The sequence below is a fragment of the Streptomyces bikiniensis genome, from assembly GCF_000716625.1.
In the GTDB taxonomy this organism is placed as follows: domain Bacteria; phylum Actinomycetota; class Actinomycetes; order Streptomycetales; family Streptomycetaceae; genus Streptomyces; species Streptomyces bikiniensis.
On record NZ_JNXJ01000026.1, the window covers coordinates 34210 to 47497 of the forward strand.

Below are 13288 nucleotides of genomic sequence, written 5' to 3' on the forward strand. Positions count from 1 at the left end.
CCCCCGTCCTCCCGCCCCACCCTTCTTTTCCGCGCAAGGAGTCCGTACCCCATGACGTCCACGGTGCCCAACGCCGTCCAGCACACCGACGCGCAGCCGCCGATCACCATGTTCGGTCCGGACTTCCCGTACGCCTACGACGACTTCCTGGCCCACCCGGCCGGGCTCGGCCAGATACCGGCGACCGAGCACGGCACCGAGATCGCGGTCATCGGCGGCGGCCTGTCCGGGATCATCGCCGCGTACGAGCTGATGAAGATGGGCCTCAAGCCCGTCGTCTACGAGGCCGACCAGATCGGCGGCCGGCTGCGGACGGTCGGCTTCGAGGGCTGCGACGACTCGCTGACCGCCGAGATGGGCGCCATGCGCTTCCCGCCCTCCTCGACCGCGCTCCAGCACTACATCGACCTGGTCGGCCTGGAGACCACGCCCTTCCCGAACCCGCTCTCCCCGGCCACCCCCTCGACCGTGGTGGACCTCAAGGGCGAGTCGCACTACGCCGAGACCATCGACGACCTGCCGCAGGTCTACCGCGACGTCGCCGCCGCCTGGGGCAAGTGCCTCGAAGAGGGCGCCGACTTCTCCGACATGAACACCGCGATGCGCGAGCGGGACGTCCCGCGCATCCGCGAGATCTGGGCGCAGCTGGTCGAGAAGCTCGACAACCAGACCTTCTACGGCTTCCTCTGCGAGTCCGAGGCCTTCAAGTCCTTCCGGCACCGCGAGATCTTCGGCCAGGTCGGCTTCGGCACCGGCGGCTGGGACACCGACTTCCCCAACTCCATCCTGGAGATCCTCCGCGTCGTCTACACCGAGGCCGACGACCACCACCGCGGCATCGTCGGCGGCTCGCAGCAGCTCCCGCTGCGCCTGTGGGAGCGCGAGCCGGAGAAGATCGTGCACTGGGCGCAGGGCACCTCCCTCAGCTCCCTGCACGGCGGCGACCCGAAGCCGGCCGTGACCCGGCTGAACCGGACCGCCGGCAACCGGATCACGGTCACCGACGCCTCCGGCGACATCCGCACGTACCGGGCGGCGGTCTTCACCGCGCAGTCCTGGATGCTGCTGTCCAAGATCGCCTGCGACGACTCGCTCTTCCCGATCGACCACTGGACGGCGATCGAGCGCACCCACTACATGGAGTCGTCCAAGCTGTTCGTGCCGGTGGACCGGCCGTTCTGGCTGGACAAGGACGAGGACACCGGGCGGGACGTCATGTCGATGACGCTGACCGACCGGATGACCCGCGGCACGTACCTCCTGGACGACGGTCCGGGCAAGCCGGCCACGATCTGCCTCTCGTACACCTGGTGCGACGACAGCCTGAAGTGGCTGCCGCTGTCCGCGAACGAGCGGATGGAGGTCATGCTGAAGTCGCTCGGCGAGATCTACCCGAAGGTCGACATCCGGAAGCACATCATCGGCAACCCGGTGACGGTCTCCTGGGAGAACGAGCCCTACTTCATGGGCGCCTTCAAGGCGAACCTGCCGGGCCACTACCGCTACCAGCGGCGCCTGTTCACGCACTTCATGCAGGACCGGCTGCCGGAGGACAAGCGGGGCATCTTCCTCGCCGGCGACGACATCTCCTGGACGGCCGGCTGGGCCGAGGGCGCGGTGCAGACGGCGCTCAACGCGGTCTGGGGCGTGATGCACCACCTGGGCGGTTCCACCGACGCCACCAACCCGGGCCCGGGCGACGTCTACGACGAGATCGCCCCGGTCGAGCTGCCGGAGGACTGAGCCGTACGGCTCGGGGCCGGGCCGGAGCCGTACGGTCCGGGGCCCGGTCGGGGAGGTTCACGGCCTGGTCAGGGGCGTGAGCAGCATCCGCCCCACCAGGCCCACCGACCGGTCGAGACGCTCGGTGAACTCCCCGGCCAGCTCGGGCAGGCCGCGCAGCTGCCAGAGCGAGCGCGCCGCCAGCCAGGCCCCGTCCCTGGCCCGGTCCAGGGACCAGCAGCCGAGCAGATGGGTGAGCGGGTCCGCGAGCTCCAGGAGGTCCGGGCCCGGCATCAGCTCCTCCCGGATGCGCTCCTCCAGGAGGACGAGGACGTCCCCGACCCGGTCGAACTCGTCCTCCAGGTCGGCGGGCGCGCACTCCAGGTCCCGGCAGGCGTCCACGACGGCGAGCGCCAGGTCGTGGCCGATGTGCGCGTTGATCCCGGCGAGGGCGAACTGGAGCGGCCGTACGCCGGGATGGCGCCGGTAGCGGAAGAGGGGCCGCCAGCAGGCGGGTGCCGGGCCCCCGCCGGCGAGGGAGTCGACCGCCGCGAGGTACCGCTCGGCGAACCGCACGTCGAGCGTGGCGGCGGCCCGCCGGTCCTCGAAGGTGCCCGCCTCGATGGCGTGGCCGATCTCCTCGGTGACGGTCAGGTAGACCCGGTTGAAGACGGCGACCCCGTCGGCCGGGTGCCAGGCCGAGCGGAGCGCCCGCATCCGGTCCACCACGGGATCGACGGCGACGAAGGGTCCGAGTTGCTGCCCGAGCTGCTGGGTCTGCGTCATGGGGGCAGGCTCTCAGCAGCCGGGCCCGCGGGGGAGCCTTCCGGGCCCGGCTTCCCCGGAACGGGCGAATCCCTCAGCCCTTCGCCCCGCCGTCCGCGCCGCTCTCGTACGAGCTGGTGCCGGAGTCCAGGAGCGGTTCCTGCTCCTTGAGGTGGGCCGGGGCGAAGGCCCGCAGCACGTGGTAGCCGGTGATGACGACGATCGTGCCGAGGGCGATGCCGCCCAGCTCGAAGGTGTCGGTGAAGGTCAGCTTCACGCCGCCGACGCCGATGATGATGCCGGCGGCGGCCGGGACCAGGTTGAGCGGGTTGCGCAGGTCCACCTTGGCGTTGATCCAGATCTGGGCGCCGAGCAGGCCGATCATGCCGTACAGGATGACGGTGATGCCGCCGAGGACGCCGCCGGGGATGGCGGCGACGACCGCGCCGAACTTCGGGCAGAGGCCGAAGAGCAGCGCGAAGCCGGCCGCGGCCCAGTAGGCGGCGGTCGAGTAGACGCGGGTGGCGGCCATGACGCCGATGTTCTCGGAGTACGTGGTGTTCGGCGGGCCGCCCACGGCGGTCGACAGCATCGAGGCGGCGCCGTCGGCGGCGATCGCGGTGCCGAGCTTGTCGTCGAGGTCGTTCCCGGTCATCTCGCCGACGGCCTTGACGTGCCCGGCGTTCTCGGCGATCAGGGCGATGACCACGGGCAGCGCGACCAGGATCGCGGACCACTCGAAGCTGGGGCCGTGGAAGGAGGGCAGGCCGATCCAGTCGGCCTGCGAGACGCCGGAGAGGTCGAGCCGCCAGTGGTCGGTGACCTGCCCGGACGGCGACACGGAGTGGATCCTGCCGAAGATCAGGTCGAGGATCCAGGACAGGGCGTAGCCGAAGACCAGGCCGAGGAAGATCGCGATCCGGGACCAGAAGCCGCGCAGACAGACCACGGCCAGGCCGGTGAACAGCATCACCAGGAGCGCCGTCCACTGGTCCTGCGGCCAGTACGTGGCCGCGGTGACCGGGGCCAGGTTGAAGCCGATCAGCATGACGACGGCGCCGGTCACGACCGGGGGCATCGCCGCGTGGATGATCCGCGCGCCGAACCTCCGCACCGCGAGGCCCGCCAGGAAGAGCACGGCGCCGACCACCAGGACCGCGCCGGTCACGGTGGCGCTGGTGCCGCCGGAGGCCCGGATGGCGGCGGCGACGCCGACGAAGGAGAGCGAGCAGCCCAGATAGGACGGGACCGTGCCCCGGGTCGCCAGGAGGAAGATCGCGGTCGCGACGCCGGACATCATGATCGCGAGGTTCGGGTCCAGGCCCATGAGCACCGGAGCCACGAAGGACGCCCCGAACATCGCCACCACGTGCTGGGCGCCGAGTCCGACGGTCCGGGGCCAGGAGAGCCGCTCGTCCGGGCGGACGACGGCCCCCGGAGCGGGTGTTCTCCCGTCCCCGTGCAGGGTCCAGCGCACGCCGAGGTTCATGAGGTCGCTCCCGTTCTCCGGTTCCGGCGGTCGCGTCATGACCGCAAAAGATCAGCCACATGGTATGCGCGGTCACCGGCCGGGGACGCCCGGGAGGACGGCGCCCCGGCCGGTGACCGCCGCTACGCGGCCGGGCCGCCGCTCTGCGCGGGGACGCCGCCCGCCGGAGCCGCCTCCGGAGCCTTCCGGTCGGCGTTCCGGAGCACGCCCGCGCCCAGCACCAGACCGAACGCGAGCAGTGTGACCAGGCCGAAGGAGAAGACGAGCGAGGTCGCGTCGGCGATGCCGCCGATCGCGGAGGGGGCGATGAGCCCCGAGGTGTACGTGATGGTGGCGACGCCCGCGATGGCCTGGCTGGGGTTCGGGCCGCTGCGCCCGGCCGCCGCGAAGGCCAGCGGGACGACGACCGCGACCCCGAGCCCGATGAGTCCGAATCCGGCCAGGGCGACGGCGGCGTGCGGGGCGAGGACCACCATGAGCCCGCCGAGGGTGGCGACGGCGCCCCCGACCCGTACCGTGCGGACCGCGCCGAAGCGGTCCACCACCCGGTCGCCGACCAGCCGTGCCACGGCCATCGTCAGGGCGAAGGCGGTCGTCGAGGCGGCCGCGAGCCCGGCCGAGGTGCCCAGCTCGTCGCGGAGGTAGACGGCCGACCAGTCGAGGCTGGCGCCCTCCGCGAACACCCCGCAGAAGCCGATGGCGCCGATGACCAGCGCGGACTTCGGCGGCAGCGAGAAGCGCGGCGGCGCCTCCTCCTCGGGTGCGCTGCGCACGTCGAGGACGCCCTGGCAGAAGAGCAGGCCGAGCGCGGTGAGGACGAGGGCCGCGACCAGGTGGTGGATCCGGGCGTCGGCGCCGAGGTGGGCGGCGACCGTGCCGGCGGCGGAGCCGATCAGGGCGCCCACGCTCCACATGCCGTGCAGGCTCGACATGATGGAGCGGCCGAGCCGGGTCTCGGTCTCGACGCCCAGCGCGTTCATCGCGACGTCGGACATGCCGGCGGTCGCTCCGTACACGAAGAGCGCGCCGCACAGCCCCCAGACGTTCGGGGCGAGCGAGGGCAGGATCAGGGAGAGCGTCCACAGGACGAGCAGGCCGCGCAGCGCGGTGCGGGCGCCGAAGCGGTGGGAGACCGCCCCGGCGAGGGGCATGGCGAGCGAGGCGCCGAGCGCGGGGAAGGCGAGCGCGAGCCCGAGCTGCCCGGCGCTGACGCCCGCGTGCTCCTGGATCCAGGGGATGCGGGTGGCGAAGCTGCCGGTCACCGCGCCGTGGACGCAGAAGACGGCGGCGACGGCGAAGCGCGCCCGCCGCAGGCGTTCGGTGGTGACGGTCTCCGCCGCCATGGGCCCTCCCGGGGTCGTGATCGTGCGGATGTCGTGGTGCGCCGCCGTCGTGACGTGCCGCCCTCGTGACGCACCACCTTCGTGACGTGCTGCCGTCATGGCGTGCTGTCGCCGTGGTGCGCCGCCGTCACGACGTGTCGCGTAAACTATCAGGAACCCTGCCTGATAAATAGTCCGCAGGGAGGACCTCCGCTCCCGGAACGTCTGAGAGGATCGCCGCATGGCCGCATCCCCGAGCACCGCACGGGCCATCAACGACCGGCTCGCCCTGCGACTGCTCCAGGACGAGGGCCCGTTGACGGCCGCTCAGCTCAAGACGCTCACCGGACTCTCCCGCCCGACCGTCGCCGACCTCGTCGAGCGGCTCCGGGGCTCCGGGCTCGTCCACGTCGTCGGCGAGGCCGGGGCCGAGCGCCGGGGTCCCAACGCCAGGCTGTACGGGATCGTGGCCGGCCGCGCCCACCTCGCCGCCCTCGACGTGCGCACCCGCTCGGTCTCCGTCGCCGTCGCCGACCTGCTCGGCGCCACGCTCGCCGAGGCCTCCGCGCCCGTCGGGGACGACGGCGGCACCGGACCGGCCGTGGAGAAGGCCGTCTCCCTCCTGGAGCGCACGGTGAAGGAGGCCGGCGTCGACGCGCCGCACAGCGTCGCGATCGGCGCCCCCGGCCTCATCGAGCCGGTCACCGGCGAGCTCCGCGACTCCACGGGGCTGCCCGCCTGGCACCGGCGGCTCGTCGCCGTCCTGCAGGACCGGCTCCCCGCGCGCGTGCTCGTCGAGAACGAGACCAACCTCGCCGCCCTCGCGGAGCTGCGCGAGGGCGCGGCCCGCGACCGCGAGGACTTCGTCCTGCTCTGGCTCGGCCAGGGCGTGGGCGCCGCCGTCGTCCTCGACGGGCGGCTGCGCCGGGGGGCCTCGGGCGGCGCGGGCGAGATCGGCTTCCTGCCGGTGCCCGGCACGGGCGGGCTCCCCTCGGCCACCGGCTGCGACGGCGGCTTCCACGAGCTGGCCTGCACCGCCGCCGTCGAGGCGCTGGCCCGCGAGCACGGCCTGGACCCGGCGACCGCGCTCGCCTCGGGCCACGAGCCCTTCCTAGACGCCGTCGCCCGCCGGCTCGCCGTCGGCGCGGCGGCCGTGGTCTCGGTCCTCGACCCCGGCTGCGTGGTCCTGGGCGGCGAGACCGGCCACAGCGGCGGCGCGGCCCTGGCGGCCCGGGTGGAGGCGGAGCTCGCCGCCCTCTCGCCGCTGCGCACCGAGGTCAGGGCCACCGCCCTCGGCGACGCGGCCGTCCTGCGCGGCGCCCTCCTGACGGCCCGGGACGCGGCCCAGGAGGACCTTTTCCCGTAAGGGGGCTCCGGCGGGTCGCGCACGGCCCCGGGAACGCCACCGCGCCGCGCCCCGGACAGGGGGGCGCGGCGCGGAGGGTGCCCGGCGGCGGCAAGGGCCGTGAGTCTCCGCCGCCGGGGGTCCTTCGACGGGTCCCTCGGCGAGGGACCCTTCAGGAGGTGGGGGTCAGCAGGCGCCGAGGTCCTTCCAGACGCCCCACTCGCCGGTCGTGCCCGGCTCCTGGTTCTGGGTCCACCACTGGGCCTTCCACTTGCGGCCCTTGTGGGAGACCTCGTTGCCCGCGTTGTAGACCGTGCCCGCCACGTACGCCGGGGCGGTGCAGCCGGTGGGCGGCTCCGTCGTCGGCGGGGTGGTCGGCGTGGTGCCGGAGCCCGGCTCCACGACCTTCGTGCCGCGCGCCAGGTCACCGGCGAGGGCGTACGTCCTGCCGCTGATGTTCACCGTCCAGTTGGAGGGGGTGGACACCGGCAGGTAGTAGTTGAACGACAGGTCGACCGTCGCGCCCGGGGCCAGCGTCTGCCAGGCCGGGAGCTTCAGGGAGACGCGGTGGAAGTCGCCCTTCAGGCCGCCGACGTTGCCGCCGGTGTGGTCGCTGCTGATCACCTTGGTGCCGAAGCCCGACTGGTCGGAGGCGTTGGCCGGGGCCGCGGTGGAGTAGTCGAACTGGAACTCCGTGCCGCCGGGAAGGGTGGTCGCGGTGTTGTTGGTGATCTTCAGCTTGGGCGTGATCGGGTAGTTGGAGTCGCCCAGCTTGAACTCGGTGAAGTCCACGGCGATGTCGACCGCCTCGGCGGGCAGCGCCTTGTTGGACTTCTTCGCGCCGTACGGGGCGGCCGCCTTGAACTTGTCGTACATCAGCGAGGTGAGGGTGGAGCCCGCCTCGTACTGGCCCTTGGCGGCGTTCCAGGCGTAGTCGCCGGCCATCTCCCAGACCATGGTGCCGCCGATGCCGCGGTCGACCACGTAGTCCGCCTTCTTGGCCACCGACTGCTCGTCCTCGGTGGAGAGGAAGACCTTCTTCTGCGCGTTCCACAGCCACGGCGCGACCAGGGTCGAGTCGTACTTGCGGGCGTACGTGCCGGTCAGCTGGGTGTTGGCGGGGAAGCCGTACTGGGTGACGTAGTCGCCGACGATCCCCTTCTCCAGGTTCTTGGCGTGCCACATCGGGTTCGAGCCCGCGGGGGACTCGACGCCGTTGTCGTCCTTGTCGTGCCAGAGGTTGTCGATGCCGACGGCGCCGTCACCGCACTTGGTCAGGCCGGAGCCCGCCGGGCAGGAGGACGCGGCGGCCTTGCCCCACAGTCCGTCCGTGCCGCCCTGCACGTTCTTGTGGCCGCGGGTGTAGTACGGCAGGCCGATGTTGATGCGGCCGGCCGGCATGGAGCCGCGGAAGTAGTGGTACGCCCAGTCGGTGTTCAGGTAGCCGATGCCGCCGTACTGCGCGCTGCCGTAGACGTTGGCCGCGGCCAGCTCGGCGTCCTTGCCGTCGTCGAACAGGGAGGCGTTCGGGCCGACGTACTCGTTCCAGGCGCCGTGCAGGTCGTACGACATGATGTTGACGTAGTCCAGGTACTTCTGGACCTGGAAGGTCTCCATGCCGCGCAGCAGGTAGCCGGAGGAGGGGGCGGCGACGGTCAGCAGGTAGTGCTTGCCGTCGGCGGCGCCGGCCCGGTCCAGCTTCTCGCGCAGGGTCTTCATCAGGGCCGCGTAGCCCTTGTTGAGGCCGGCGCGGCGGGCGTTGGAGATCGGGAAGTCGGCCGGGTGGCCGGCGTCCTTCATCGACGTCGGGTACTCGTAGTCGATGTCGACGCCGTTGAAGCCGTACTTCTTGACGAAGTCCACGGCGGAGTCGGCGAAGGTGTTGATGCCCGCCTGGTTCACGGAGCCGTCCGCGTTGGTGGCCATCGTGTAGAAGCCGCCGGAGCCGACCCGCTTGCCGCTCTCGTCGAAGTAGCCGCCGGTCTCGGCCCAACCACCCACGGAGATGAGCGTCTTGACGTCCGGGTGCTGCTTCTTGAACTTGTTGAGCTGGTTGAAGTGGCCCTTGTACGGGAAGGCCGGGTCCATCTCGGCGCCCGCGACGCCGGGCCAGGTCATGCCGGTCGCCGCGTTGTTCGGGCCGTCGGCGCCCACGGACACCTTGTTGGCCGCGTCCACGTGCGCGAAGGCGTAGTTGATGTGGGTGATCTTGTCCCACGGGATGTCGTCGGCGAGGTAGGCGTCCTGGCCGTTCTTGCCGGTGCGCCAGCCGGTGAAGTAGCCGATGACCCGGCGCTGGTGGTCCGCGCCCATCTTCTCGCGGCCCTCGGCGTCGTAGACCGAGCAGTACGGGACGTCGACGCCGGGCGTCTTGTAGAGGCCGTCGGGGCGACAGGACTCGTTGTCGGCCGCGTACGAGACGCCGCCGGAGAGCGAGCTGAGCAGCAGTCCGGCGACGGCCGCGCCGGACGCGAGCAGCGAGGCTCTCTTCGTCGTGGGGGACAACACGATCGGTTCCTCCTGGGGAGGTGGGGAAAACACAACGAACAAGGGGGTGGGTCGTGTTGGGCCCGTGGAGTGCGCACACCGGCGGGCCGTTACCTCGGAGGTGACACGGAGATTAAGAGGACTAGACCAGTGCGTCAATAGGTCTGGACCAAAGAAGGGGAATGTGGCAGCCTGTGAGCCAGCCCACAGGTCCGGGGCCGCACCGCCGTGCACGGGCGTGGCACACTGGCCCTGTATCAGCAGCAGCGCACTCCGGGGTCGGTGTAATTCCGAACCGGCGGTATAGTCCGCGACCCGTCCGCAGCCAGCGGCCGGTTGACCAGGTGAGATTCCTGGACCGACGGTGAAAGTCCGGATGGGAGGCAGTGCGCGGCGGGCGACCCCCTCCAGGGGCGTGCCGGCCGTACGTCCGCTGTCCGCCGTACTCGGGCGGACCGGGCCCTCGGCCTCGGCGCACCCCGCGCGAGGCGTTCTTCCCGCTCCCTGTCGTCATCGACAGGCCCCGGAGTCCGTGCCCGAAGAGGCAGGAGGACCCGGTGGACCGGCAGGCCGACTCCACAGCCATGCGGCGCGCCGTCGAGCTCGCCGCCCGCGCCCTCGGCGCCACCAGCCCCAACCCCGTCGTCGGCTGCGTCATCACGGACGCCTCGGGACACCAGGTCGGAGAGGGCTACCACCGGCACGCTGGCGGGCCGCACGCCGAGGTCCACGCCCTGCGCGAGGCCGGCGTCCTCGCCCGCGGGGGCACCGCCTACGTCACCCTCGAACCCTGCGACCACACCGGCCGCACCGGCCCCTGCTCCCAGGCCCTGATCGAGGCCGGGATCAGCCGCGTCGTCTACGCGGTCGGCGACCCGAACCCGCAGGCCGGCGGCGGCGCCGACACCCTGCGCGCGGCCGGCGTCGAGGTCGGGAAGGGGCTCCTGGAGGCCGAGGCCGAGGCCGTCAACATCGCCTGGCTCACCTCCGTGCGCAACGGCCGCCCCTTCGTCCGCTGGAAGTACGCCGCCACCCTCGACGGCCGGACCGCCGCCGCCGACGGCACCTCCCGCTGGATCACCTCCCCCGAGGCCCGCGCCGACGTCCACCGGCTGCGCGCCGAGGCCGACGCGGTCCTGGTCGGCGGCGGCACCCTGCGCGCCGACGACCCGCACCTCGCCGTCCGGGGGATCGAGGGCGCGGTCCAGCCGCTGCGGGTCGTCCTCGACACCCGCGCCACGATCCCGCCGACCGCCCGCGTCCTCGACGGCGCCGCGCCCACCCTGGTCGTCGTCGGCGAGGACGCCGACACCCGGCACCTCCCCGACGCCGAACTGCTCCGGCTGCCCCTGCGTGACGGCCGGATCGGCGTCCACGACGTGCTCGCCGCGCTCCACGCCCGGGGCGTCCGCTCGGTCCTCCTCGAAGGCGGCCCCACCCTCGCGGGCTCCTTCGTCGCCGCGGGCGCCGTCGACCAGGTCGTCGGCTACCTCGCCCCCGTCCTCCTCGGCGACGGCCCGCAGGCCCTCGCCGGGGCGGGAATCCGCACCATCACCGAGGCGTTGCGGCTCGACATCACCGAGACCGTCCGCATCGGACCCGACCTCCGCATCACCGCCACCCTCAAGGGAGCCTGACCGTGTTCACCGGAATCGTCGAAGAACTGGGCGAGGTCGTCGCCGTCGAGCGGCTGGAGGACGCCTCCCGCTTCCGACTGCGCGGCCCCCTGGTCACGGAAGGCGCCCGGCACGGCGACTCCATCGCCGTCAACGGTGTCTGTCTCACGGTCGTCGAGCACGGCGACGGCGAGTTCACCGCCGACGTCATGGCCGAGACCCTCAAGCGGTCCAGCCTCGGCGCCCTCGGCGTCGGCTCCCGCGTCAACCTGGAGCGGCCCATGGCCGTCGGCGGCCGCCTCGGCGGCCATATCGTCCAGGGCCACGTCGACGGCACCGGCACCCTCCTCGACCGCACCCCGTCCGAGCACTGGGAGCTGGTCAAGGTCGGCCTCCCCGCCCACCTCGCCCGCTACGTCGTGGAGAAGGGCTCCATCACGGTCGACGGCGTCAGCCTCACCGTCGTGGAGGTCGGAGACGACTGGTTCACCATCAGCCTCATCCCCACCACCCTCGACCTGACCACGCTCGGCATCAAGAAGAGCGGCGACCCGGTCAACCTGGAAGTGGACGTCATCGCCAAGTACGTCGAGCGACTGCTCGGCCCGAACGCGGGGGAGAACGTCCGGTGAACTGGCTCAACTCCGAGGCGTTCACCGTCCTCGACCAGCGCATCATCTGGTCCGACATGATCGGCAACGTCTTCGGGCTCGCCGCCCTCGCGCTCGGCTGGCGCCGCTCCGTCTGGACCTGGCCGGTGCAGTTCCTCGCCGGCCTCGTCCTCTTCACCGCCTTCTACGGCCACCTCGCCGGCAGCGCGGGCAAGCAGGTCGTCGTCATGCTCGTGGCGCTCTACGGCTGGTGGCAGTGGCAGCGCGGGAAGGGCCGGGGGGCGGACGGCCACATCGCCGTGCGCTTCGCCTCCTGGCGCGAGCGCGGCGCCATGATCGCCGCGGCCGCCGCCGGCACCGTCGCGGTGGCGCTGCTCTTCAAGGCCTTCCCGACCCTCTCCTGGGACCCCTGGCCCGACGCCTACATCTTCGTCGGCACCGTCGTCGCCATGTACGCCCAGGCCCGGGGCATGGTCGAGTTCTGGTTCGCCTGGCTGCTCGTCGACCTGGTCGGCGTCCCGCTGAACTTCGCCAACGGCTACGCCTTCTCCGGCTTCGTCTACGTCATCTACGGCGCGCTCGTCCTGTGGGGCATGCGCGACTGGTGGCTCCGCTCCCGCACCGCCCCCGCTCTGGAAGGAGCCCACGCATGAGCACCCTCCCGATGTGGGACGCCGACGACCTCGCCCTCGACCCCGTCGAGCAGGCGATCCGGGACATCGCCGCCGGCCGCCCCGTCGTCGTCGTGGACGACGAGGACCGCGAGAACGAGGGCGACCTCGTCATCGCCGCCGAGAAGGCCACCCCCGAGATCGTCGCCTTCATGATGAGCGAGTGCCGCGGTCTGATCTGCGCCCCCATGGAGGACGAGGAGCTGGAACGCCTCGAACTCCCGCAGATGGTCGCCCACAACACCGAGTCGATGCGCACGGCCTTCACCGTCTCCGTCGACGCGTCCCCCGCCCACGGCGTCACCACCGGCATCTCCGCCGCCGACCGCGCCACCACCCTGCGGATGCTGGCGAGCGGACGCCACGAGCCCTCCGACTTCGTCCGCCCCGGCCACGTCTTCCCGCTGCGCGCCAAGCCCGGCGGCGTCCTCGTCCGCAACGGGCACACCGAGGCCGCCGTCGACCTCGCCCGCCTCGCGGGCCTGCGCCCGGCCGGCGCCATCGTGGAGATCGCCGGCGAGGACGGCGTCATGCTGCGCCTGCCCGAGCTCGTCCCCTTCGCCCGCAAGCACGGCCTCACGATCATCTCCATCGAGGACCTGATCGCCTACCGCCGCTCCGCCGAGCCCACCGTCCGCCGCGAGGCCGAGGTCAGCCTCCCCACCGCGCACGGCGACTTCACCGCGTACGGCTACCGCTCCACCGTCGACGGCGTCGAGCACGTCGCCCTCGTCCACGGCGAGATCGGCGACGGCGAGGACGTCCTCGTCCGGGTCCACTCCGAGTGCCTGACCGGCGACGTCTTCCACTCGCTGCGCTGCGACTGCGGCCCCCAGCTCCAGGCCTCCATGGACCGCATCACCGAGGCCGGCCGGGGTGTCGTCGTCTACCTGCGCGGCCACGAGGGGCGCGGCATCGGCCTGCTGTCCAAGCTGCGCGCGTACGAGCTCCAGGAGCGCGGCCGCGACACCCTCGACGCCAACCTGGAGCTCGGGCTGCCCGCCGACGCCCGCGACTACGCGGCCGGCGCCCAGATCCTCGTGGACCTCGGGGTCCGCGGCGTGCGCCTGATGACCAACAACCCCGAGAAGATCGACGCCCTCACCCGGTACGGCCTCGTCGTGGAGGGCCGCGAGCCCATGCCGGTCCAGGCCGGCGAGCACAACCTCCACTACCTGCGCACCAAGCGGGACCGGATGGGCCACGACCTGCCCTGGCTGGACGGCTCCCCGGCCCCCACCTGCGGCAACCAGTAACCCC

10 protein-coding genes and 1 riboswitch are annotated in these 13288 nt (G+C 72.4%); of the genes, 6 read left to right on the plus strand and 4 right to left on the minus strand.

Going from position 1 to position 13288, the window contains the following annotated elements:
• Positions 1-51 precede the first annotated feature (51 nt).
• On the plus strand, positions 52-1743 hold the full coding sequence (locus OO47_RS20950; protein WP_030215042.1) for a flavin monoamine oxidase family protein: 1692 nt from the start codon (positions 52-54) through the stop codon (positions 1741-1743).
• A gap of 57 nt (positions 1744-1800) precedes the next feature.
• Here the strand turns inward: OO47_RS20950 and OO47_RS20955 are convergent, their stop codons facing one another.
• The 3 genes from OO47_RS20955 to OO47_RS20965 form a co-directional block, all read right to left on the minus strand.
• Positions 1801-2508 carry a DUF5995 family protein gene (locus OO47_RS20955; protein ID WP_030215045.1) on the minus strand — a complete coding sequence of 236 codons (708 nt, stop codon included), beginning with the start codon at positions 2506-2508 and terminating at the stop codon, positions 1801-1803.
• A gap of 73 nt (positions 2509-2581) precedes the next feature.
• A complete protein-coding gene (locus OO47_RS20960) occupies positions 2582-3976 on the minus strand; it encodes a uracil-xanthine permease family protein (protein ID WP_030215047.1) in 1395 nt (464 codons plus the stop codon).
• Between the two features lie 122 nt (positions 3977-4098).
• Positions 4099-5319 (minus strand): MFS transporter, encoded by a 1221-nt coding sequence (locus OO47_RS20965; RefSeq protein WP_030215050.1) that lies wholly within the window; start codon positions 5317-5319, stop codon positions 4099-4101.
• A 220-nt stretch (positions 5320-5539) separates the two neighbouring features.
• Between OO47_RS20965 and OO47_RS20970 the strand changes: the two genes are divergently transcribed.
• Positions 5540-6664, plus strand: a complete 1125-nt coding sequence (locus OO47_RS20970) for an ROK family transcriptional regulator (protein ID WP_030215052.1) — start codon at positions 5540-5542, stop codon at positions 6662-6664.
• A 165-nt stretch (positions 6665-6829) separates the two neighbouring features.
• Here OO47_RS20970 and OO47_RS20975 read toward each other — a convergent pair whose 3' ends face one another.
• Positions 6830-9151 carry a chitinase C-terminal domain-containing protein gene (locus OO47_RS20975; RefSeq protein WP_030215056.1) on the minus strand — a complete coding sequence of 774 codons (2322 nt, stop codon included), beginning with the start codon at positions 9149-9151 and terminating at the stop codon, positions 6830-6832.
• Between the two features lie 243 nt (positions 9152-9394).
• Positions 9395-9524: riboswitch (FMN riboswitch) on the plus strand.
• Positions 9525-9687: 163 nt separating this feature from the next.
• Here OO47_RS20975 and ribD point away from each other — a divergent pair.
• From ribD to OO47_RS20995, 4 genes are read left to right on the plus strand one after another with little or no spacing between them, the layout of a single operon-like run.
• A complete protein-coding gene (ribD, locus tag OO47_RS20980) occupies positions 9688-10767 on the plus strand; it encodes a bifunctional diaminohydroxyphosphoribosylaminopyrimidine deaminase/5-amino-6-(5-phosphoribosylamino)uracil reductase RibD (protein ID WP_106969429.1) in 1080 nt (359 codons plus the stop codon).
• Between the two features lie 2 nt (positions 10768-10769).
• A complete protein-coding gene (locus tag OO47_RS20985; RefSeq protein ID WP_030215061.1) occupies positions 10770-11378 on the plus strand; it encodes a riboflavin synthase in 609 nt (202 codons plus the stop codon).
• On the plus strand, positions 11375-12010 hold the full coding sequence (locus tag OO47_RS20990) for a nicotinamide mononucleotide transporter family protein (RefSeq protein ID WP_030215066.1): 636 nt from the start codon (positions 11375-11377) through the stop codon (positions 12008-12010). Before OO47_RS20985 ends, OO47_RS20990 begins: the two co-directional genes overlap by 4 nt.
• A complete protein-coding gene (locus tag OO47_RS20995; protein ID WP_030215069.1) occupies positions 12007-13284 on the plus strand; it encodes a bifunctional 3,4-dihydroxy-2-butanone-4-phosphate synthase/GTP cyclohydrolase II in 1278 nt (425 codons plus the stop codon). Before OO47_RS20990 ends, OO47_RS20995 begins: the two co-directional genes overlap by 4 nt.
• Positions 13285-13288 lie beyond the last annotated feature (4 nt).